Genomic DNA, 23,363 nt, shown 5'->3' on the forward strand with positions numbered 1-23,363 from the left:
TTGCAGAGAGCAAGTAATACGCTATCAAACCAAAAGATTTTTATCATCATGACCTTCTAGATTGAAAATACGGAAATTGCGATAATTAAGAAACAATATTTGACACCCGCATATTTCCGTAGTACAAATTCCAAACTGATATATACGTACCGTCTATTTATCATAATCACCCTTAGAAAATGGGAAAGTACTAACCAAGAAAAATTCCATGAAATAATAATTTTTTATAAAAAGAATATTATATAGGACCTTTTCTTGCGTAATCTGGAAATTTTAGTTACCTTTGCACGAAAAGCACTACTTGGCATGAAAATTCAAGAAGTAATGAAATGATTTGTGTTCTTCAGCAATCCAGATGGTTTGCCGATAGAACTGTATGAAAAATAATAATTTAAATTAATACAATGAACATCAAGTCAATAGGTAGTAAAATCAAGGGAAATCCTAAGATGGTAGAGGGTACGGTATATTCCATGCTCATCATCTGTAGCATTTCCCATTTCTTGAATGATATGATTCAGTCGATTATCCCTTCCATCTATCCGATTGTGAAGGATAAGTTCGACTTCTCGTTTGCACAGATAGGTATCATCACGCTGGTCTTCCAGATGACGTCTTCTATCCTGCAACCTTTTACGGGGCTTTATGCTGACAAGCATCCCCGTCCCTATGCTCTTTCCCTCGGCATGTGCTTCACCTTGGTGGGCTTGCTCCTGCTGGCTTTTGCCGAGAATTATTTTCTGATTCTCCTGGCTGTGAGCGTCGTAGGTTTGGGCTCATCCGTGTTTCATCCCACAGCTTCAAGAGTGGCACAGATGGCATCGGGAGGCAAGAAGAGTCTGGCACAATCTATCTTTCAGGTGGGCGGCAATGGCGGATCGGCAGTAGGTCCGCTGCTGGCTGCCATCATCATCCTGCCTTTCGGACAGCATGCCATCTCCTGGTTTGCCCTTGCAGCCCTCCTCGCTGCCATCATCATGGTAAGATTGGGAGTCTGGTACAAGGCACGACTGGCTTACGTGGTGAACCATCCGCAGAAACAACCGCTTCTCAATACCCATATTTCTAAAAGGGTGAAGTATTGGGCACTGTTTATCCTCATCATGCTCGTGTTCTCCAAGTATTTCTATACGGCATGCATCACGAGCTACTTCACCTTCTTCCTGATGGATAAGTTCGGTGTCTCGGTACAGACTTCACAGCTGTGTCTCTTCGTGTTCCTTGCAGCCTTTGCCATAGGAACTGTGGCAGGAGGAATGCTAGGTGACAAGTTCGGCAGAAAGTATGTCATCTGGTTTTCCATTCTGGGAGCAGCACCTTTCGCCATCGCCATGCCTTTCGTCAACTTCACGTGGACCATCATCTTTACCTTCCTGTCAGGATTGATCATTGCCTCGGCTTTCTCTTCCATCGTGGTATATGCCACCGACCTGATGCCAGATAAAGTAGGACTGATAGCCGGCATTTTCTTCGGACTGATGTTTGGTTTGGGAGGTTTGGGCTCTGCTTTCTTCGGCTGGTTAGCAGACAAGACGAGCATCGAGTTTATCTTCCAGGTGAGTGCCTTCCTGCCATTGCTCGGCATCATAGCAGGATTCTTGCCGAATACACAGAAGAAAAGCGTTGAAGAAACGGATGAAAACGCAAAGTAAATGAAAAACTAAAATGATAAGAGAATATTAACAAATGGAACAAGAAGAAAAGAAACAGAAATCTCAAGCTGCAGAGAATCAGGCATCCTGCTCGTCTCTGCAGCCGGTTGAACCACATCCTTTTATTTCTGTCATACCGCTGGCAGTACTTATCACCCTCATCGTCCTGGTTGTCAAAATCTTCCCTGATGATGCCCTGGCTGGTGCCTCTCAGGTGGCCCTCATGATAGCCACAGCCGTTTGTGTAGCACTCGGTATGGGCATCTATAGGATGAAATGGAATATCTTTGAAGAGATGATCAAAAAGACCGTGGGCGATGCCGGAGTATCTATCCTGATCCTGCTGCTCATCGGAATGATGTCAGCTACCTGGATGATCAGTGGTGTGGTACCCACATTGATATATTATGGTGTACAGATCATGTCGCCAACCTTTTTCCTTCCCTGCGCATGCATCATCTCCAGCATCATTTCTGTGATGACGGGAACCTCATGGACCACTATTGCCACCATCGGTATTGCTCTGATGGGAATCGGTGATGCCCTGGGAATACCAGCCCCCTACACCGCTGGAGCCATTATCTCCGGTGCCTATTTCGGGGATAAACTCTCGCCAATGAGCGATACCACCGTCCTTGCTTCGAGTATAGCCGGAGCGGATCTCTTCTCACATATCCGCTATATGCTCTATACTACCATACCAAGCATCCTGCTCTCGCTGGTACTCTATCTCATCATCGGACTCTGTTATGATTCCAAGCCAGTGGATATCAGCCAGTATCTTACCGGTCTGAGCCATGGATTCAATATCTCTCTGTTTACGATGCTGGTTCCGGCTTTTACAGGATGGCTCATCTACCGCAAGACGCCATCTCTCATCACACTTCTTCTTTCAGCCCTTTCAGCATGCATCTGTGCCCTCATTCTCCAGCCGGAAGTACTTGTAGGGATAGCAGGTGAAGACAGCATCTCTGCCAAAAGCCTCTTTGAAGGAATCATGACCACCTGCTATACCCATACCCAGGTAGATTGCGGTATGGTGAACATCAATGATCTCGTAGCCACCCGAGGTATGGTTGGCATGCTCAATACCATCTGGCTTATCCTCTGTGCCATGTGTTTCGGTTCATGTATGGTAGCCAGCGGCATGCTCCACGCCATTACCCACATGCTCCTGAAAAGCATCCACAGCACCGTATCACTTGTCTGCAGCACCGTGACATCAGGCGTCTTGCTCAATCTCGTTATGGGTGACCAGTTCTTGAGCATTATTATGAATGCATCTATCTATAAGGATGAATATGCCGAACGAGGCTACCGTCCGGAACTCTTGAGCCGAAGTACAGAGGATAGCGCTACCGTAACGAGCGTATTGGTTCCATGGACAGCCTGCGGTATGACGCAGAGTACGGTTCTTGGTATTCCGACACTTGTCTATCTCCCCTTCTGCTTCTTCAACATCATCAGTCCTTTGATGAGTTGTCTGGTTGCCATTCTTGGCTTCGTACCCAACCCACAACCCAGGGTAAACAAAGCATCTGCATCGGAAGAGTCTGATATCCATTAATATGAATAGGAGATTCCTAGATATAGGAGGCTAATTTTCTGCAGTCAGGACAAGACATGGCTTCGATATGCTGTCCCATGAAGCCACGTCCCTCATATACTTCGGTCTCGTACCCACAATCCTGGCATCTGAATATCTTCTGGGACCGCCATGCTAATGGTGGAGATACATTGGAGACAGAATAATATAATTATTCTTTGTCTATTCGTTTAAGTTCTGTTTTCATCTTTTTACCATAGGCTTCGCCTCGTGGAGCAAGATATTGAAAGAATATAGTATCGCCAGAAAACTCAATTTCTAGAGTAAATAGTGCTCTATAGTCACCTAAACGAATTCTATATATATTACGATACCCAACAAGTTTCTTGCAGTCAGAGATATCTTGAATACCTTTGGCTGCTTTAACTTCTACTATCGTACGTCTTAAAGAATCGAGCATCTTGCCTGAAAGACGTTTGGAAGCTTTGACAAAGGCTTTGGAAAATTCGACATTCATACGCCTAACCACTTTTCAAAATCTTCTTGTTCTTCTTTGTTGGCACGGATGAGACCCTCTGGCTGCTCTTTTCTTAATTTAGCATAGAGCTTTGCGTCTTCGTAATCTTCGGCTATGCCATTGAGTATATCCTCAATATAGTTTTTGAGGTTGGTTCCCTTCTGAATAGCCATAATGGATAGAGTCTTAAAAGTATCATCTTTTAAGTCAATGATCTTTCTTTTAGAAGGTGTTACTGAAACTGTACTCATAAGTGTATTTATTTAAATGGTTCTACTTTGGTGCAAAGATACATAATATATTTCATATATATGGTATATCTCTATGTATAATTAATAAAGATTAATAGTTAGATGGATGATAAAACTGCTTTTCAACACATTAAGTATTTACCTTTGCATCCGAATTCTTAAAAATCAGAATTATGGAATTGTCATTAACCACAGCCAGAGACATTTTTTCTACTACCATACTTCTACCCCTATAGGTTCTTTACCAGTACGTTCCAGACAGCTTTTGCGAACCAAGTTCTCCAGTTTCTCCACCATTTTACGTTTGTTTTCCTTAGAAGCATTCCAACGGCGTAGAGCCTCTTCTCTTGTTAATTTTGTTGTATCCATATATTCTTCCTCCTATTTATTCTAGTTCAACATTCAGCCGCCAAAGTTACGCTTTTTTCTCGAAACCGATAAAGAAAATCACAAGAAATCTGCAAGTTATCAACGAATTGCTACAAAATCAACTGTAAACAATAAACTATTAACTGTAAACTATAAACTGCTATTCCCAGGCGGTCCATCCCGCACAACATGGCGAAGACCGCTTTGGTCCGCCAACCTTAGAGCGTAGCGGTTCTGAGCACCGAGTAGGGCGGTTTCCCTCTTCTTCCCTAAGGGGAGAAGACCGAGATGAGAGGTGGAGCCTTCCTTAAGGGTAAGGAAGGACGGGTAGGTTTTCGAAAAAGCCCTCTTTAATGGAAAAAAGCGATGCCAATGAGTGCAATGAAAGCTTGCTTTCAAATTGCCGAGTGCAGCTCGCTTTATCAACAAAGAGGGACGGGATGATTTTAGAAAAAGCAGCACTAAGGGCGGTTACATCCTTCCCATTTCGAGAAGGGTTTCTGTCCCTTGTGAGGGGAACCGAAGGGGTCGTAAAGACTTGAAGAAGACCGAGATGAGTTCCTTCTGCTACTTATTATAATCAACAGTTACGACATCTTAAACTATTAATTAAGATGATTATTTCCTTGATTCCGCAATAATAACTCCACGAAATCTTACGATAAGGGCTTATCCTTGGAAGGCTCATCAATAAGCAATTAGTATCAAGAACTATCTTTCTCATTTGCCAGAAGTACGTAAATGTTCATTACCCCAGCTCTCTATGGTATCAAGAGTTATACTTCCATTATCGCACAACTCATCAATCCCCTCATCAACCTTCTTTGCAAAGTATTGAGAGAGAACATTTTCAAGATTATCTAATTCCTGTGGAGTCTTGATATAAGACATCATTTGAAGAATCTTCATCAGAGCAGGGTTAAATACAGTCTGTTCCATTCTATTTCAATTAAACGTTCAACTTTGCCGCTAAAGTTACACTTTTTTCTCGAAACCACCAAGCAATTAACAAGAAATCTGCAACTTATCATCAAATAACCACGAAATCAACTGTAAACTATAAACTGCTATTCTATAATGAATTGTGCATGCAAAGTTAAGAAAAAAACAATATTCAAAGGCAAAAAATCAAAATAAATCTCAGGAACTTATAATTTTTTATAAAAAGAACAATATATTACACCTTTTCTAGCGTAATCTAGATTTTTTTGTTAACTTTGTAGGAAAAGTACAATATAATACACTACTTGGTATGAAAATTCAAGAAGTAATGAAATTGCAGCGTAAGAGTCTGATATCCATTAATATTAATAGGAGATTCCTAGATATAGGAGGCTAATAGAAATGAAAAAAGAATCAAAAGTAAACCAAGCAAAATATGTAGAACTCAATTTGTTTCCTGAGGAGAAAGAGGATCATCAGAAAGACCCTATCTCTTCAGAAGACATGGAAAGCGAAACTTCTCCAGACAAAGAGTATGACTTGACTGATTTGTTTGAAAGACTTTCCAAATCAGCTTTTCGCAGCCGTTTCCATCTCTCGAAGAAGGATAAGGAATATATTGCAGAAAAGGGTTTGGCTACCATCCGTAAGCATGCGGTGGATTTCGTTGCCAAACGCCTTGCTCCTGCCGTGATTCCCAATGACGGCAAGCAGACGCCTATGAGAGGGCATCCTGTATTCATTGCCCAGCATGCTACAGGCTGCTGTTGCCGTGGTTGTTTCTTCAAATGGCATCATATACCTGCCGGAAGACAGCTGACAGGAGAAGAACAGCAGTATGCTGTAGCAGTACTGATGGCATGGATTGAAAAACAGGTTTAAAAAGCATGAAGTTTTAGCAGCAAAGTTTAAATTAATTATCCATTGTTGTCAATTTTGCAGAATCTTTAGTCAAAATTGGCAAAAACTGTTTACTCCAAATCTATAAACCGGGTTGGCACGTAACTTGCTCCTACATAGAGTGAAAGCCGAAGCCGAAAGGGCAAGGGGAACGATAAGAACCCTAAATAATGACAGTTGAGGGTTTCTAGAAATCCTTGAGCCTCGTAAGCCGAAGCAATCGTTATTAAAAAGGATAAATTAAAAACAATGAGAAATCCCGACTGAGCCGGAAGGCGAAGAGAGGACGAGAAAAATAGAATTTGGAGGTTTTACATGATGTTGTTAGCTCGTAGAAATAACAGTGTTTCAAATTGGTTGAACAGTTGGTTTAATGACAACTTCTTTGATACAAGCTTGATGCCACGCATGAACGCAACAGCTCCTGCAGTCAACGTCAAGGAAAGTGCTACAGCTTATACGATGGAGGTTGCAGCTCCTGGTTTGAAGAAAGATATGGTCAAGATGAACATCGATAAGGATGGCTATCTGAATGTATCCATCGAGAACAAGGATGAGAAGAAGGAGGAGAAGAAGGAAGAGCATTACTTGCGTCGTGAGTTCTCTTACAGCAGCTACTCTCAGAGTTATGCTTTGCCTGAGGATGCTGATCAGGAGAAGATTTCCGCTGAGGTCAGTGACGGTGTCTTGAAGGTTGAGATTCCTAAGACAGCCAAGGAGGAGAAGAAAGACGATGTTAAGCACATTGAGGTTAAGTAATCTTTCTTGAAGTGCTATGCAGCTTTCAAGATACATTCATTGCATCGAGAAAATAATTAAAACTGGGGGCTAGTCCTGATTATGGGGCTAGCCCTTTTTTAAAAACGAATAATTAGATGAATTAAAGCAACCTTGCTGTCAGTAATAATGTCAATATGAGCTTAGCCACTCTTAAACCTAGTGCCCTTACGCATATATCATTCATTCAACTATTAATCTTTATTAAATTATTAATACTATCTCAATATTTTACGTCATAATGATGTATATTTGCAATCAGAATGATTATTAATTAAACATTTTAGGCTTATGGCACAGACAGCAATGACAGTCCGTATGGACAACCAGCAGAAAGCACAGTTTGATAAACTCTGCGAACAGTTCGGTATGAGTGCGAATACCGCCATTAACATCTTTGTTAAGGCAGTAATTCGCAGTAAGAGCATTCCATTCTCCATTCAGGCAAAGAATGAAGAAGAAGATGAAGTGACTGCGAAAGCAAAGGCTGCGTTCAAGCAACTTAGAGCTAAAGCAGAAAGAGGTGAAACCCCAGAGCTCACGCTTGATGAAATCAATGAAGAAATCAGAGAAGTCAGACGATTAAGAAAAGAACGCAATGGTATATGCAGTCATTGATACAAACATATTTGTATCAGCCCTTATCACCCACAACTCAAATGCTTCAACAGCAAGAGTTCTTGAAAGTTTGTTCCTTCATCGTATTATACCTTTATATAATGATGACATTATAAAAGAATACGATGAAGTGCTTCATCGCGCAAAATTCAAGTTGTCAGACGACCAAATCTGACAGTTATAGAACTTGTAAAACAAAACGGAATTGATTCGTCCCGTTTTCCTTATGCTGGCGAAATGCCAGATGAGGACGACCGAGTCTTCTACGAAGTCTGCCTGAGCAAGGAAGACTCCTTCTTAGTAACAGGAAATCTCAAACACTTTCCAAAAGAACCGCAAGTGATTACAGCTGCAGAAATGATGGAAATCCTAGACAACGAACTATAAGATGTCTATAGTGATTCCTCTCAATAGGGTGTACTGCAAACATTCTTATTTATCATAAGCTTCCTGTCTGCCTTATCAAACATGATTTTTGCATTTGCCAATAATATCAGCATAATAATCTATCTTTTATTTTTTGCATACCTCTTTTACCTAATATACTCTCCAAGGATATCTTCAGACATCACAGATGCCAAAAGGACGAAGCTGACGTCTTGATGGTAAAGGGAAAATCATGGTGCGACAAAAATATAAAGATAGTTGCAGCCGGTAGTAATGATAGCGGTGTGTCTTGGATAGTAGAAGTTGCAGGCAAGCGTATCTTTCATGCAGGCGATCATTCCAGGACTAGCAAGGCAAGAGATACGACAATATTATAAACATAGAATGACATAATTAACAATGAATCCAATTGATATAGCACTCCGTATAGCAACGTCAGCCCATGCCGGTCAACTTGATTGCGATGGCTATCCTGTTATCCTTCATCCCCTCACAGTGGGCTTGAGGAGAAGTAATTTTCAGCAAAATATCAAAGAGGTAAATATAGGCTAGAATTTTCATGTCCAGAACTCTTCTTCGCCAGTGGGTTGTATCTTGCCCCCGCACTTTGGGCAAGTATGCATATCCCACCTGTGAATCCTGTCAGAACCACATCTTAGACATAACCTTCCTACAAGAGAATTGAAATTAGGTGCAGCATCACCAATTACTCCACCCACCACAAGAGGTACTATGTTTCTGCAGTCAGGAAAAGACATGGCTTCGATATGCTGTCCCATGAAGCCACGTCCCTCATATATTTCGGTCTCGTACCCACAATCCTGGCATCTGAATATCTTCTTTAGTGACATAAATAATCTCCTTTCTTACCATTTTAACACCCAACTTGCATCGGAGTATTTTCCTATAATCTCTGCGTCCTTGATGACATGAAGCTGGTGGTTGTCGGATTATCCCCATCATTTATGCCTTTCAACTGATTTATCTCATTCTGCTTAGCTGCCAAGCGAGCATTGAAATCAGAAGTAAGTTTCTCCAACTCACTAGCATATGTTTCCTTTAGTTTTTGTTCACGTGCCTCAAACTCAGCACGCACACCCGCAACTACAGCTTCACGAAGAGAGTCTGAAAGATTAACCTCTCTATTACCAGTCATGAATGACACAAGTTTTTGCATCATGTTATTCAATTGATCTACCTTTTCACAAAGCTGCTTGTTCAGGTTAGAAACCATAGCCTCAAGCTCCACCACCCGTTTGTCACGAGCCTGGAGTTTCTTGCGGAGCAACCTGTTGTCAGCTGCCTCGCTATGCGCTTGCGCACTTATAGCCTGTATGGATTTCTCTTCTGATTTCATACTGCAAAGATACTAAAAATATTTGAGATAGCAAAATTATAAAGTATTGAATATCAATATTTTATGTTAAATATTATATATTAAATAGCTTCTTTTAAGAGTTCTTTTTCGACTATTTTTCCTTGGGCAGGCTCTTCAATATCCATACCCAATTCTTCGTCATTTTCATCATTCAGGTCGTTAAAAGCAACCTTACGGTCTTTTAGAACAATTCCTTCAACCAGATAGACAAAGCTCTCCCATGAGATATGATAGCATCCCTTTTTCTCATCGAAGACTGGCTCGACGAAATGGTTGGAATGGAGTATCTTTTCGGTAAGAATCTCGCCTTGATGATGAAAATAATAGATGCGAACACGATGACTGTCCCTTGAAAGGAAGATATAAATGTCTCCATTAGTTGGATCACGATGGAGTTGACTCTTGATATAATTGCGCAAACCAGCATGGCGATAACGCAAGGTTACGGGTTCACTGCACAGATAATAATTAAAAACACTTGATAAACTCAGCATAGCGTTCCCTCCATTTCCTTGATCAGTGAAACCAAAGCAGACTTGGAACAGCTACCTATGTGCAAGCTAATCTTACTACCAAAGTTCAACTCGATATCATCAAGCAACAAATCCACATCTTGCTCAACAGGTAAAACTGCTGGTTCTATCGTGACAGAATCTGCAGGTTCTACGACCAATGGATGCAAGCCCTGCTCTTCATCTGAACTCACAGGCGTGGCACTTGGCTTGCGATAAGAAGCGTTACGCAAACAATGAAGCATCTTGGTATAGCTTACATTTTGTTCTTTACAGAACCCATGAAGGTTCTTGCTCTTGTACTCGGTTCGAAACTTACGAACCATTGAGGCATAGTACTTGCCTTCTTCGTTTATATTCATTTTGTCCCAAATTTAAAATTCGGGGCAAAGGTATATATTTTTATTAACGTACGCAAGACGGCCCTAAGTGACTGCTTACTTAGGGCTCATTAGGGACTTGCACCCATTAGAATAAGCTCATGCCGAGCATACAAACAAAAAAGCCTCAGAAATCTTTCGAAATCTGAGGCTCTTGATAAAAGGAGGCGGCTACCTACTCTCCCGCATTGCATTGCAGTACCATCGGCGCAAGTGAGCTTAACTTCTCTGTTCGGAATGGGAAGAGGTGGGACCTCACCGCAATAACCACCTGATAATGGGTTATGACGTATTTGCACACAAGCAAAACAAGATAATGAACTGAAAATACAGTTGAAACTATGAACTTTCATAAAGAAAGTGTTCGGGCAATTAGTAATGCTCGGCTTTGACATCGCTGTCTTTACACCTGCATCCTATCAACGTCATCGTCTCTGACGACCCTCAATGGAGTTCTCATCTTGCGGCTGGCTTCGCACTTAGATGCTTTCAGCGCTTATCCAATCCAGACTCAGATACCCAGCGGTGCGCCTGGCGGCACAACTGGTAAACCGGAGGTCTGTCCATCACGGTCCTCTCGTACTAGTGACGGCACCACTCAAAACTCCCACGCCCACGATAGATAGAGACCGAACTGTCTCACGACGTTCTGAACCCAGCTCGCGTGCCACTTTAATGGGCGAACAGCCCAACCCTTGGGACCTTCTCCAGCCCCAGGATGTGACGAGCCGACATCGAGGTGCCAAACCACCCCGTCGATATGAGCTCTTGGGGGGGATCAGCCTGTTATCCCCGGAGTACCTTTTATCCTTTGAGCGACGGAGTTTCCATACACATCCGCCGGATCACTATGCCCCAGTTTCCTGCCTGCTCGGCATGTCTGCCTCCCAGTCAAGCGCCCTTATGCCATTGCACTCTTTGAGGTCGGTTACCAATCGACCCGAGGGCACCTTTGGAAGCCTCCGTTACGCTTTTGGAGGCGACCACCCCAGTCAAACTACCCACCAAGCAGTGTCCGCGCAACTGCGCGTTAGACCTCAGACAGCCAAAGGGCCGTATTTCAAGGATGGCTCCACGAAAGCTGGCGCTCCCGCTTCGAAGCCTCCGGCCTATCCTACACATCGGATGACCAAGGTCAATGCTAAGCTGTAGTAAAGGTTCACGGGGTCTTTTCGTCCCATCGCGGGTAATCGGCATCTTCACCGATACTACAATTTCACTGAGCTCATGGTTGAGACAGCGTCCGGATCATTACACCATTCGTGCAGGTCGGAACTTACCCGACAAGGAATTTCGCTACCTTAGGACCGTTATAGTTACGGCCGCCGTTTACCGGGGCTTCAATTCAATGCTTCCTCTTGCGAGTGACATCTCCTCTTAACCTTCCGGCACCGGGCAGGTGTCAGGCTGTATACGTCATCTTTCGAGTTTGCACAGCCCTGTGTTTTTGTTAAACAGTTGCCTGGACCTATTCTCTGCGCCTCGCTCATCACGAGGACCCTTTATCCCGAAGTTACAGGGTCAATTTGCCTAGTTCCTTAACCATGAATCTCTCAACGCCTTAGTATGTTCTACCCGACCACGTGTGTCCGTTTGCGGTACGGGTGCCGCATGGGTTAAGCTTAGCGGATTTTCTCGGGAGTATGATTACCCACACTATCAGATTCCTCCGAGGAGGACTCCGTACTGTCAGGTTCAGCTCGGATGGTGGATTTGCCTGCCATCCTCAACGCCTACACCCTTCAACGGGGACTTCCGTCGCCCCGCGGTGGTTTCACTGCTCCGTCTCCACGTCGCCCCATGCGGCAGTGACGGAATATTAACCGTCTCTGCCATCGCCATCGCCGTTCGGCTTAGACTTAGGACCCGACTGACCCCGGGCTGATTGGCATTGCCCGGGAAACCTTGGTCTTACAGCGGGAGGGAATCTAACCCTCCTTATCGTTACTTATTCCTACATTTGCTTTACTCACCGCTCCAGGATAACTTACGTACACCATTCGACGCTGTGAGTATGCTCCCCTACCGATACTTTTAAAATTGCTATCCCGCGCCTTCGGTGTCTGCCTTATACCCGATTATTATCCATGCCCGGACCCTCGACTAGTGAGCTGTTACGCACTCTTTGAATGAATGGCTGCTTCCAAGCCAACATCCTAGCTGTCATAGGGACCAGACTTCGTTAGACTAACTCAGGCAGAACTCCGGGACCTTAGACGGCGGTCTGGATTCTTCTCCTCTCGGGGACGGACCTTAGCACCCGCCCCCTTACTGCCGGACTGCAGACCGTGAGCATTCGGAGTTCGTCAGGACTCGATAGGCGGTGAAGCCCTCTTGTCCTATCGGTCGCTCTACCTCTCACGGTGACCATCCGACGCGGCACCTAAATGCCTTTCGGGGAGTACGAGCTATCTCCAAGTTTGATTGGCCTTTCACTCCTACACTCGGCTCATCCAGAAGCTTTTCAACGCTTATTGGTGCGGACCTCCATCCCGTGTTACCGGGACTTCATCCTGGCCAAGTGTAGATCACTTGGTTTCGCGTCTACCCCCACTGACTGTGCGCCCTCTTCAGGCTCGCTTTCACTGCGGCTACGTGTCTCATGACACTCAACCTCGCCAGTGACGGTAACTCGTAGGATCATTATGCAAAAGGCACGCCGTCACACATTGCTGTGCTCCGACCGCTTGTAGGCGTATGGTTTCAGGAACTATTTCACTCCCCTGCTCGGGGTTCTTTTCACCTTTCCTTCACAGTACTCGTTCGCTATCGGTCTCACGGGAGTATTTAGCCTTACCGGATGGTCCCGGCAGATTCGCGCAGGATTCCTCGTGTCCCGCGTTACTCAGGATACCGCTATGCCTGATCTGGCTTCGTGTACAGGATTATCACCTTCTGTGATGTAACTTTCCAGATACTTCCACTCACCATTTCAGTACAATGTCGCGGTCCTACAACCCCAGCCACGCCTTGCGACGCCACTGGTTTGGGCTGTTCCCCGTTCGCTCGCCACTACTGGGGGAATCATTCATTTATTTTCTCTTCCTGCAGGTACTAAGATGTTTCAGTTCCCTGCGTTAGCTCTCTTACACTGGTAAGAGTAACCGTCCTTCAGACGGCTAGGTTGTCCCATTCGGAAATCTCCGGATCAAGGGTTATTTGCACCTACCCGAAGCTTATCGCAGCTTATCACGTCCTTCATCGCCTCCGTGAGCCTAGGCATCCGCCATACGCCCTTTCTTACTTTCTTTACGACTGTATTCTTGTTACTCGTTTCCGAATAACGAATAAGTAGCTCATACTTTCAGCTGTATTCTAACAAAGTGAAATCTCATCTTGCGATTTGATTTACTTTAGTCTGAACTAAAGTTCATTACTTACAGTTTTGCTTGTGTCAATATGTCAAAGATCTTTTTAAGTGAAGAGTGAAGAATTCACTTGTCTTACTCAACCTTAGAGTGGAGATTGTGGAGTTGAACCATTTTGCTTGAGCCATCCCTATATATATAATGTATAAGGAATCCCAGTCTCCTATTTAATTAAACAGATGGTGCGTACAAGAAGAGAAGCGAACTTTAATCAGTCACTATCTCAATAAATATAAGTGAAGGGATAATCAATAATAATTAATCACTAATCACTAAATATATTCGTCTCTCCAGAAAGGAGGTGTTCCAGCCGCACCTTCCGGTACGGCTACCTTGTTACGACTTAGCCCCAATTACCAGTTTCGCCCTAGGCCGCTCCTTACGGTCACGGACTTTAGGCGCCCCCGGCTTTCATGGCTTGACGGGCGGTGTGTACAAGGCCCGGGAACGTATTCACCGCGCCATGGCTGATGCGCGATTACTAGCGAATCCAGCTTCGTGGGGTCGGGTTGCAGACCCCAGTCCGAACTGAGACAGGCTTTAAGGATTTGATCCGTTTTGCAAGGGACCGTCTCTCTGTACCTGCCATTGTAACACGTGTGTAGCCCCGGACGTAAGGGCCGTGCTGATTTGACGTCATCCCCACCTTCCTCACACCTTACGGTGGCAGTGTCCCCAGAGTGCCCAGCTTAACCTGATGGCAACTAAGGAGAGGGGTTGCGCTCGTTATGGCACTTAAGCCGACACCTCACGGCACGAGCTGACGACAACCATGCAGCACCTTCACAGAGGCCCCGAAGGGCGTCATTGTCTCCAAATCCTTCCTCTGCAATTCAAGCCCGGGTAAGGTTCCTCGCGTATCATCGAATTAAACCACATGTTCCTCCGCTTGTGCGGGCCCCCGTCAATTCCTTTGAGTTTCACCGTTGCCGGCGTACTCCCCAGGTGGGATGCTTAATGCTTTCGCTTGGCCGCTGACCTATTCAGGCCAACAGCGGGCATCCATCGTTTACCGTGCGGACTACCAGGGTATCTAATCCTGTTCGATACCCGCACTTTCGAGCTTCAGCGTCAGTTGCGCTCCAGTGAGCTGCCTTCGCAATCGGAGTTCTTCGTGATATCTAAGCATTTCACCGCTACACCACGAATTCCGCCCACTTTGTGCGTACTCAAGGAAACCAGTTCGCGCTGCAGTGCAGACGTTGAGCGTCTACATTTCACAACACGCTTAATCTCCGGCCTACGCTCCCTTTAAACCCAATAAATCCGGATAACGCCCGGACCTTCCGTATTACCGCGGCTGCTGGCACGGAATTAGCCGGTCCTTATTCATAAGGTACATGCAAAAAGTCTCACGAGACTCACTTTATTCCCTTATAAAAGCAGTTTACAACCCATAGGGCCGTCTTCCTGCACGCTACTTGGCTGGTTCAGACTCTCGTCCATTGACCAATATTCCTCACTGCTGCCTCCCGTAGGAGTTTGGACCGTGTCTCAGTTCCAATGTGGGGGACCTTCCTCTCAGAACCCCTACTGATCGTCGCCTTGGTGGGCCGTTACCCCGCCAACAAGCTAATCAGACGCATCCCCATCCATCACCGATAAATCTTTAATCTCTTTCAGATGTCTTCTAGAGACGTCATTGGGTATTAGTCTTACTTTCGCAAGGTTATCCCCAAGTGGTGGGCAGGTTGGATACGCGTTACTCACCCGTGCGCCGGTCGACGCCTATCGGAAGCAAGCTTCCAATATCGTTTCCCCTCGACTTGCATGTGTTAAGCCTGTAGCTAGCGTTCATCCTGAGCCAGGATCAAACTCTCCATTGTAAAATATCATTTTTACTTCATTTCTTCCGAAGAAGAAAGTCGGTGTTTGTTGTCTGTACTTAGGACGAATATCCTTTTTCGTTTATTGAAGCTTAGTAAACCTGACTTGTCAATTGCTTGACGGTTCGTTTCTTTTACCCAGTCAACTTTCTTATTTCTAAGAAGTTAACCGCTTCTTGTACTACTTGTCTGTTTATGTAAAATCTTTCAAAGAACTCTTTCTTTAGTTGCTAAGAGAAACCGCATTTCTCAAAAGCGAGTGCAAAAGTACTAACTATTTTTCATTCCACCAAATCTTTTCGCAAAAAAGTTGCTTTTTTAGCAAGTATTTAACATATATAAAGATTTTAGCATGGCGATTTATTGTGTATACATTATTATATATATGCATGCTTGCGCTCGAGTGCATATGCGCTAGAGCGCGCACATGATTAAATTATGGTATAACTCAAATCATGCTTAGTTTTAGACAAAAATAGAAACAGAAAGATGAATTTTCCTCCGATAATTTTTGTCTATTCACATATTTATATTACTTTTGCAGCAGAATTACATAAGAAGCATTAAAACAAGAACAAGCATCATGAAAAGATTTACGATTATCATTTCTTTCATTATGCTCACCTTCATGCCGCTCATGGCACAGGTGAAGCAGACCGTTGCCGTTCTCGGTGACTCGTATTCCACTTTCGAGGGGTTCATTCCTAAGGGTTATGCCACCTGGTACTCACCTACTACTCCACCAGAAACTACAGATGTAAACAAGGTTGAGCAAACCTGGTGGTGGCAAGTTATCAAGGAAGGAGGCTATAAAATGGGAAATATCAATTCCTATTCTGGTGCTACCATCTGCAACACTGGCTATCGTGACGAAGATTATACCGACCGTTCTTTCATCACCCGAAGTTCTCTTCTTGGCAATCCGGATATCATCCTGATTTGCGGTGCTACGAATGACAACTGGGCTGATGCCCCGCTCGGCAACTATCAGTATAGCGACTGGAAGCGCGCAGATTTGTATTGTTTCCGCCCAGCCATGACCAAGCTGCTTTCTGATATACGACAGCATTATCCTAATGTAGAGGTATATTTCATCTTAAATTCTGAACTCAAGGATGTAATCAATGAGTCGGTAAAAAAGATCTGCAACAAATATCAGGTTCCTGTCATTGCTCTTCATGATATTGACAAGAAAAACGGTCACCCTACTATCAAGGGAATGAAAAGTATTGCAGACCAGGTTCTGAAGGTTATAAAAAAGTAAAGAAATAAGAAGTTTTAAATAGATAAATGATAGATTCAATACAAAACATTTTAGTTCAGGTTAGCGATTTTCTTTGGTCGTATATCATCATCACCGTCTTGATATGCTGTGCCCTGTTTTTCACTTGGCGTACCCGTTTCGTCCAGTTCCGCCTAATCAGAGAGATGATCAGGCTGCTGATTCATCCCGACAAGGTACAACCGGAAGAGATAGGACACGATGAACTGTCGATGGAGGTGAAAGTGGATGGAGAAATGAAACACATTTCTTCCTTCCAGGCTTTTGTGGTAGCATTGGCTAGCCGTATTGGCACCGGTAACCTTGCCGGTGTGGCTACTGCTATCAGCATCGGTGGACCGGGAGCCGTATTCTGGATGTGGATGCTGGCTTTGCTGGGCTCAGCATCAGCTTTCATAGAATCAACTCTCGCCCAACTTTACAAGCGGAAAGGCAAAACATCTTTCTATGGTGGACCGGCCTATTATATGAAGTATGGTTTGGGAAAAGGATGGATGGGTATTCTTTTTGCCGTGCTGATGATCATTACATTCGGCTTTGCCTATAATTCTGTGCAGAGCAATACCATCTGTCTGGCATGGCAGAAGGCTTTTGGCATAGAACCTGCCACCATGGGAATTGCCCTCACTGTGCTCACCCTTCTCATCATCTTCGGTGGCATCCATAGAGTGGCTAAGTTCTCTTCTACCGTGGTTCCTGTGATGGCTGTCATTTATCTTCTGATAGCTGTAGGTGTTGTTGTTTGGAATATCACCAGTCTGCCAAAGGTTCTGCTTACCATTGTTGAGAATGCTTTCGGATTCAATCAGGCTGCTGGCGGAGTTCTTGGCGTTACAGTGATACAGGGTATCAAGCGAGGTCTGTTCAGTAATGAGGCAGGTGAAGGTAGTGCACCGAATGCTGCTGCGGTAGCTACAGTCAGTCATCCTGTAAAACAGGGATTGATACAGGCTTTGGGTGTTTTTACAGATACGCTGGTGGTATGTTCCTGCACTGCATTCATTATCCTGGTGAGCGGTGTGGATATTACGGCTTCAAATAGTATTCAACTCACCCAGGATGCCCTGACCCACGAAATCGGAAGCATCGGCAATCCGTTTGTTGCGGTAATGATATGGCTGTTTGCCTTTAGCAGCATCATCGGCAATTATTATTATGGAGAAACCAACGTGAGATATATCAGGGACTCCAAGCTGGGTGTATTTGTCTATCGTCTTGCTGTAGCAGCAATGGTGATGGTTGGAGCTGTAGTATCTCTGGATTTTGCATGGAGTTTTGCAGATATCACGATGGCTCTTCTCACCCTCTGCAATCTCGTAGCCATCGTCCTGCTTTCCCGTCAGGCCGTCTTCCTGTTGAAAGACTATCGCCAACAGAAGAAGGAAGGTAAGAATCCTGTATTCACCAAGGATAAGATGCCAGAGATTGCAGATAAACTGGAGGCATGGTAAAGTTACAATGATGGATTTTCATTTCGCGAAAATCTATCCTTCATACAATTCATCAACAAAATTCCCCGATACGAATCCTGCAGGAATACTGAGGATTCATATCGGGGAATATTTTATGCACTAAACTATTTTATTTCTTATAGTAATCGAACAAGAAAGCATCAAGATAGAGGATCCCATAGCTTTTGTGTTATGGAACCCTCCCCTACTCTACTTAGAGTATCATTTCTTCATATTCCAGTCCGAAGACATCCGCTACGGCCTTGAATACCACCTTTCCATTTACGATATTCAACCCCCTATACAGGGCTTTATCCTCCTTGCAAGCCTTTCGCCAACCCTTATCAGCAAGCGCCAATGCATATTTCAGCGTAGCATTGGTCAAGGCTGTAGTAGAGGTATTCGGCACAGCACCAGGAATATTAGCTACTGCATAATGAACGATTCCATCGACCATATATGTCGGATCAGAATGTGTGGTTGGATGCGATGTCTCGAAACAGCCACCCTGATCAATTGCTACATCAACAAGTACTGTTCCTGGCTCCATCAATTTCAACATATCTTTCGTGATAAGATGAGGCGCCTTATCACCTGGTACGAGCACACTACCCACAACGATATCCACATCTGTCAATTCTCTACGAATATTATGCTCGTTGGAATAAAGCGTGTGTACATTGATAGGCAGCTCCATCTCTAACTGACGAAGACGAGGCAAACTGATATCTGTAATCCATACATCAGCTCCCATTCCTGCAGCCATTCTTGCTGCAGCTTCTCCTACGGTTCCGCCGCCCAGTACCAAAACCTTGACGCGGTTCACACCAGGTACACCACTCATCAGTTTTCCCTTTCCTCCCTTTGTCTTCTGCAGATAAAAAGCACCATTAATAATGGCCATTCTTCCAGCTACTTCACTCATCGGAATGAGTAAAGGCAAATGGTGGTTATCTGTCTCCACAGTCTCGTAAGCCAGACAGACAGCACCACTCTTGAGCATGGCATCGGTAAGTTCCTTGTCACAGGCAAAATGGAAATAAGTGAATACAAGCTGGTCTTGATGGATAAGTGGATATTCCTCAGCGATAGGCTCTTTCACCTTTACTATCATTTCCGCCTCACGATATACACTCTGAATGTCGGGTAAGATTATGGCTCCTACCTTTTCATACGCTTCATCAGCAAATCCGCTGTTCTCTCCAGCCGTATGCTGAACCATCACTTCGTGACCATGTCGAATGAATTCTGCTACTCCTGCTGGTGTCATTCCAACACGGTTCTCATTATTCTTAATCTCTTTTGGAATACCAATTTTCATGATGTTATAGTTTTAAAGGTTCGACATCCGTTTAACTCTGTAAAGATACTGAAAATTTCAATAGATTGTATGCACTTAGAGGAAAAATTAACATATCTTATATAAACTATTCCTATTGAATATACGTATTTTAGTTTATTAGGCAATTAGACTAAACTAATATTCTAACTTTGTACATTATAGATATTCTACAAAAAGGATAATCAAAATGCTGAATTATAAAGCGTTAACATGTTAAGTTTGTAATATACATGTTTACCTCGCCAATCATTAGATTATTATAATTGCTGGCATTTAGTATATTTGTTTAAATGTAGTTTTGTATTTTCATCTATTCAAACATACGTCTTTACGGATATTAGTTTATCTGTTCGTATGTTTATATGATTATACATAAATATGTTTATTAATATGTTAGTATAATCATTTATTAGTATAATAGCCTATACAAATATATGTTTAATAGATAGTTCATATATAAGTTTAATTAATTTGTCCGTCTATTAGGATATTCATATTTTCGTTTAGTAATACATTCGAAGTGATGCTTATTCTTCATGAAGATTGTTAGAAAAGTATAAAAAAGAGGATATTTACAAAGAAATAAGAAGATAAATTCTTTTATATCAACTATTTTGGCTATTTTTGCAACCAATATTAGAACTAAAGAACATTAGATAATCCAGAAATAAGACTTTTAGTCTTTCAGAACGAAAGAATATAAGTCAATCCGTTTATTCTAATTGCCAGCAATTCTAATATATGTAAATTGAATTAAACAATAAAGTGAAATAAGGAAAAAAGAAATATGAAACATGAACTACAGGAAATTGTTGCAGTAGTGAACAACAAGGGTGGAGTAGGCAAGACAGCTACTGTGCAGTCTCTGGCTTCTGGCATAGTCCGGTTGAATCACAATCTCAGGGTTCTGGTAATAGACTTAGACCCACAATGCAACCTCTCTTCGCTTTTCGGAGTGAGAGATAACGAATATGATAACATATACAACGCCATGTGCAAACAGAGTGGTGTGCCAGTCTACAAATGTAAAAATGGGGTATATGCAGTTCCAGGATCTGCTCAGATGGAAAATATAGAACAACACCTTCCAGGAGGCCCTTCACTGAGAGAACAGATGAAGAGCTACACGGTATTACTGGGATGCTTGCAAGACAACGATTGCCATGACATGACAGGAGAAGGACTGAAAAACGTATTTGATGATTTCGACTACATTTTCATCGACTGTCCTCCAGCACTTTCCAAGAACACTTATAATGCTTTGGTTGCTGCGAGCAAGATTTTGATTCCAGTACAGATGGAAGCATTATCTGTCAAAGGAGTAAGTGAAGTACTCAGCGTAATGGATGAAGTGAAGGAGTTCCACATGAACGATAATTTGGAATTACTTGGACTCCTGCCAGTTATGGTAGATGAACGAACCAAGATTACCAAGCAGTTGAGCAAACTTTTAGGCGAAAAACATGGCGACTTAATTCTGCCTTGCCGTATCCGACGCTCTGTAAAGTTCCTGGAAGCTCAGGCACACGGACAAAGCATATTCGAATATGCACCTTACTCAAGTACAGGTATCGATTACGAAATTGCTATCAAGCGCATGTTCAACATCAAAATCTAATCTTGGTAGGGTAGGTTGAAACATGTAATAATAAAACAAAAGAAGATAAACTTATAAAATATAAGAATTATGGCTGTAGCAAAAAGAAATTTAGAAGAAATTGGTGAGTCTCTTGAAAATATGGGTATGAACGACCGACCAAGTTTATTGAACACAGAAATGGCAAAAAGCGAAGAGGATAAAAATATATCTAAAGGTGGTCGCAAGAGAAAAAGTTACTGGACTGCAGAGGAAAGACGCACTAGAACGAGTGTGGCTACATATCTTAACAAGGAAGAACTCCTTCTCCTGAAGATGAAATGCCTCTCAGATGATATCCCACAGGAAAACCTGCTCTACAATATCCTGATGGATTACTTGAAAAAGTAAGCAAACAAAAAGTAGTTATTAAAAGGGTGAAAACCACAAAACTGTTTACCTAAAAAAGCGCTAAGCTTAAAAATAAGGTATAAGTTCCTACAAAAACCACATTTTTGTTTACCAAAAGAATGATAATTATAGATTATTCTTTATAATAAATTATATATCTCTTATTTATTACAGAAAGTATAATAGCTTGATTAATAATGAGTTATATTTGAAATGGTAAATAGAAAAGTGGTTTTAGGTAAATAGGAATATGGTTTATGGTAAATAGCTTGGTGGTTTCGGGTAAATATTTATGTGGTTTTAAGTAAATAAAAAAGTGGTTTTAGGTAAACAACTTTGTGGTTTATGGTAAACAGAAATGTGGTTTTTATATGAGCGAACCAAAAGGAAACAAGAATCTGGTGTGGATTAACACACCTTTTTCGCTGACAAAATTGGATAAGCAATATACATTATTGCAACAAAACATATTGATGGTTGCAAGTACCCATCTGCAGAAGTATGTTGAAGAGTATTTTACCGAGAAGAGAGTGCTTGGAGATGCACGCTCCGACTATCTTTTCGAGAAAGGAATAGAGCATGCTGTTATGGAGATTCCGCCCATCAAAATAGACATCAAGGATTTTCAGGTATCAACGGAGTTTCATAATTATAAGAATCTGCGTGATACGCTGAAGAACGATATCCTCAACCTGTCGGTGCGTGTAAAGACGGATAGCAAGACAGAGAAGATACAGCACGTATTTTCAAACATCGAGATTCCGACAACGCAGAAAGGCTATACAAAGAGCGATGGTGAGAAAGTAGAACGCATCAAGGGTGAAGTAATACTTGAGATAGATCCAAAACTCACTATGAGCCTTTTTGACATGCGTCAGGGATATATTCACCATATCTCCATGATTGCTAAATATTCCAAGAAGGTGAATACACCTCGACTCTATATATATCTGCTTCGTCAGATGGGACTAGACAAGAGCTTGGATGTTAAGGTTGAGTTTTTGCCGATGAAACAGTATTTGGGTCTGGTAGAACTTGATGAACATGGCAATATTCTGCTTGACGACAAGGGGGAGCCTGTGATGAATAAATATCCTAAATTCTCGCAATTCAGAAAACAGGTACTCGATGTGGTGAGGGAAGATCTCAACAGAATGGCTAGTCGCAGTGAGACAGATATCGTATTTGATGAATTTTCTGAAGAAGACTTTATTTATCGGAACGGAAAGCATAAGGGAGATCCTGAATATGTTATCTTCCATATCAAGCGGACGGATGTAGGTATCAATCATATCGGAGATAAAGATGCAGATATTGCTCGTCGTCTGAATGAAAAAATAAACCGTAATAGGGGAAAGAAAACATCTGATGATGCCACGCAGCAGGGAGATCTTTTTGCGCATGTATATCAGAATCCTGACAAGAAGATAGAAGTAGACACGACTCAAGGTTTTGAGCAATGGAATCAGTTTATTTCAATGGTACAGGATACCAGTCAGCAAGCCCTGTTGGGCAGATGCAAATTCATAGGAATCAAGAATGACAGATTCTGTATTGCTGCTAGTGATGATGATTTTGCTGCTTTGAAAACATCGGGTCTTGAAAGGCTGGCACAAGAATTTTTTGACTGTGTCGGTTCATTCATGCCTGTATTCTATAGAGGCTAAGCAGAACAAGAAAGCAGAAGAGGAAGTAGGGGAGTACCGTACTTCCTCTTTTTGTACCGTAAAACCACATTTCTGTTTACCTACTTTTAAGAATGACTTATCATCAAAACCACAAAACTGTTTACCTGAAATGTCATGTATATAATTCATTCCATTTTGAGGTTATATTAATTATTTACCAAATCCCGTGTTATAATTTGATATGTAATAA

20 protein-coding genes and 3 rRNA genes are annotated in these 23,363 nt (G+C 42.8%); 11 read left to right on the plus strand and 12 right to left on the minus strand.

Annotated elements, in window-relative coordinates:
- Positions 1-404 precede the first annotated feature (404 nt).
- Positions 405-1,652: an MFS transporter gene (locus ONT08_RS15045; RefSeq protein ID WP_117588116.1), complete on the plus strand. Its 1,248-nt coding sequence runs from the start codon at positions 405-407 to the stop codon at positions 1,650-1,652.
- Between the two features lie 34 nt (positions 1,653-1,686).
- Positions 1,687-3,219: a Na+/H+ antiporter NhaC family protein gene (locus tag ONT08_RS15050; protein WP_264960357.1), complete on the plus strand. Its 1,533-nt coding sequence runs from the start codon at positions 1,687-1,689 to the stop codon at positions 3,217-3,219.
- A 190-nt stretch (positions 3,220-3,409) separates the two neighbouring features.
- Here ONT08_RS15050 and ONT08_RS15055 read toward each other — a convergent pair whose 3' ends face one another.
- From ONT08_RS15055 to ONT08_RS15070, 4 genes are all read right to left on the minus strand, one after another.
- The gene (locus ONT08_RS15055) at positions 3,410-3,715 is read right to left on the minus strand and encodes a type II toxin-antitoxin system RelE family toxin (RefSeq protein ID WP_117695134.1); all 306 of its coding nucleotides are present in this window, start codon (positions 3,713-3,715) and stop codon (positions 3,410-3,412) included.
- Positions 3,712-3,966, minus strand: a complete 255-nt coding sequence (locus ONT08_RS15060) for a hypothetical protein (protein WP_089542550.1) — start codon at positions 3,964-3,966, stop codon at positions 3,712-3,714. Before ONT08_RS15060 ends, ONT08_RS15055 begins: the two co-directional genes overlap by 4 nt.
- 213 nt (positions 3,967-4,179) lie before the next feature.
- A complete protein-coding gene (locus ONT08_RS15065; protein WP_117661216.1) occupies positions 4,180-4,335 on the minus strand; it encodes a protein tyrosine phosphatase in 156 nt (51 codons plus the stop codon).
- A 720-nt stretch (positions 4,336-5,055) separates the two neighbouring features.
- Positions 5,056-5,274 carry a hypothetical protein gene (locus ONT08_RS15070; RefSeq protein ID WP_264960358.1) on the minus strand — a complete coding sequence of 73 codons (219 nt, stop codon included), beginning with the start codon at positions 5,272-5,274 and terminating at the stop codon, positions 5,056-5,058.
- 405 nt (positions 5,275-5,679) lie between these two features.
- Between ONT08_RS15070 and ONT08_RS15075 the strand changes: the two genes are divergently transcribed.
- The 4 genes from ONT08_RS15075 (at position 5,680) to ONT08_RS16510 (ending at position 7,747) form a co-directional block, all read left to right on the plus strand.
- Complete coding sequence (locus ONT08_RS15075) at positions 5,680-6,159, plus strand: DUF4186 domain-containing protein (RefSeq protein WP_418332526.1); 480 nt, start codon at positions 5,680-5,682, stop codon at positions 6,157-6,159.
- Between the two features lie 336 nt (positions 6,160-6,495).
- Positions 6,496-6,936 carry an Hsp20/alpha crystallin family protein gene (locus ONT08_RS15080; RefSeq protein WP_117588185.1) on the plus strand — a complete coding sequence of 147 codons (441 nt, stop codon included), beginning with the start codon at positions 6,496-6,498 and terminating at the stop codon, positions 6,934-6,936.
- Positions 6,937-7,245: 309 nt separating this feature from the next.
- Positions 7,246-7,572, plus strand: a complete 327-nt coding sequence (locus ONT08_RS15085) for a type II toxin-antitoxin system RelB/DinJ family antitoxin (RefSeq protein ID WP_118086191.1) — start codon at positions 7,246-7,248, stop codon at positions 7,570-7,572.
- A complete protein-coding gene (locus tag ONT08_RS16510; protein ID WP_117588176.1) occupies positions 7,553-7,747 on the plus strand; it encodes a putative toxin-antitoxin system toxin component, PIN family in 195 nt (64 codons plus the stop codon). Before ONT08_RS15085 ends, ONT08_RS16510 begins: the two co-directional genes overlap by 20 nt.
- 769 nt (positions 7,748-8,516) lie before the next feature.
- Here ONT08_RS16510 and ONT08_RS15095 read toward each other — a convergent pair.
- From ONT08_RS15095 to ONT08_RS15125, 7 genes are all read right to left on the minus strand, one after another.
- Positions 8,517-8,810: a hypothetical protein gene (locus ONT08_RS15095; protein WP_264960359.1), complete on the minus strand. Its 294-nt coding sequence runs from the start codon at positions 8,808-8,810 to the stop codon at positions 8,517-8,519.
- A 53-nt stretch (positions 8,811-8,863) separates the two neighbouring features.
- On the minus strand, positions 8,864-9,316 hold the full coding sequence (locus tag ONT08_RS15100; RefSeq protein ID WP_264960360.1) for a hypothetical protein: 453 nt from the start codon (positions 9,314-9,316) through the stop codon (positions 8,864-8,866).
- A gap of 80 nt (positions 9,317-9,396) precedes the next feature.
- Positions 9,397-9,831 (minus strand): IS66 family insertion sequence element accessory protein TnpB, encoded by a 435-nt coding sequence (tnpB, locus tag ONT08_RS15105; RefSeq protein WP_264960361.1) that lies wholly within the window; start codon positions 9,829-9,831, stop codon positions 9,397-9,399.
- Positions 9,825-10,211, minus strand: coding sequence for a hypothetical protein (locus tag ONT08_RS15110; RefSeq protein ID WP_264960362.1), 387 nt, complete (start codon positions 10,209-10,211; stop codon positions 9,825-9,827). Before ONT08_RS15110 ends, tnpB begins: the two co-directional genes overlap by 7 nt.
- Before the next feature lie 180 nt (positions 10,212-10,391).
- Positions 10,392-10,504, minus strand: a 5S ribosomal RNA gene (rrf, locus tag ONT08_RS15115).
- A 77-nt stretch (positions 10,505-10,581) separates the two neighbouring features.
- Positions 10,582-13,479, minus strand: a 23S ribosomal RNA gene (locus ONT08_RS15120).
- Positions 13,480-13,891: 412 nt separating this feature from the next.
- Positions 13,892-15,423 (minus strand): 16S ribosomal RNA (locus ONT08_RS15125).
- The 16S, 23S and 5S rRNA genes sit together here, the layout of an rRNA operon.
- 583 nt (positions 15,424-16,006) lie before the next feature.
- Between ONT08_RS15125 and ONT08_RS15130 the strand changes: the two genes are divergently transcribed.
- Together ONT08_RS15130 and ONT08_RS15135 are read left to right on the plus strand one after the other, a co-directional pair.
- Positions 16,007-16,687, plus strand: coding sequence for an SGNH/GDSL hydrolase family protein (locus ONT08_RS15130; protein WP_118086246.1), 681 nt, complete (start codon positions 16,007-16,009; stop codon positions 16,685-16,687).
- 26 nt (positions 16,688-16,713) lie between these two features.
- Positions 16,714-18,156, plus strand: a complete 1,443-nt coding sequence (locus tag ONT08_RS15135; RefSeq protein ID WP_264960363.1) for an alanine/glycine:cation symporter family protein — start codon at positions 16,714-16,716, stop codon at positions 18,154-18,156.
- A gap of 214 nt (positions 18,157-18,370) precedes the next feature.
- On the opposite strand, the gene ald is transcribed toward ONT08_RS15135, so the two are convergent.
- Positions 18,371-19,477, minus strand: a complete 1,107-nt coding sequence (gene ald, locus ONT08_RS15140) for an alanine dehydrogenase (RefSeq protein ID WP_117588127.1) — start codon at positions 19,475-19,477, stop codon at positions 18,371-18,373.
- A gap of 808 nt (positions 19,478-20,285) precedes the next feature.
- On the opposite strand from ald, the gene ONT08_RS15145 reads away from it, so the two are divergent.
- The 3 genes from ONT08_RS15145 to ONT08_RS15155 all read left to right on the plus strand — a co-directional run bounded on the left by ONT08_RS15145 (position 20,286) and on the right by ONT08_RS15155 (position 23,152).
- Positions 20,286-21,116 (plus strand): ParA family protein, encoded by an 831-nt coding sequence (locus ONT08_RS15145; protein ID WP_006848166.1) that lies wholly within the window; start codon positions 20,286-20,288, stop codon positions 21,114-21,116.
- A 69-nt stretch (positions 21,117-21,185) separates the two neighbouring features.
- A complete protein-coding gene (locus ONT08_RS15150) occupies positions 21,186-21,485 on the plus strand; it encodes a hypothetical protein (protein ID WP_006848167.1) in 300 nt (99 codons plus the stop codon).
- 371 nt (positions 21,486-21,856) lie between these two features.
- On the plus strand, positions 21,857-23,152 hold the full coding sequence (locus ONT08_RS15155) for a RepB family plasmid replication initiator protein (RefSeq protein WP_117695614.1): 1,296 nt from the start codon (positions 21,857-21,859) through the stop codon (positions 23,150-23,152).
- Positions 23,153-23,363: the final 211 nt, after the last annotated feature.

The sequence above is a fragment of the Segatella copri genome (assembly GCF_026015465.1).
GTDB lineage: Bacteria > Bacteroidota > Bacteroidia > Bacteroidales > Bacteroidaceae > Prevotella > Prevotella copri_E.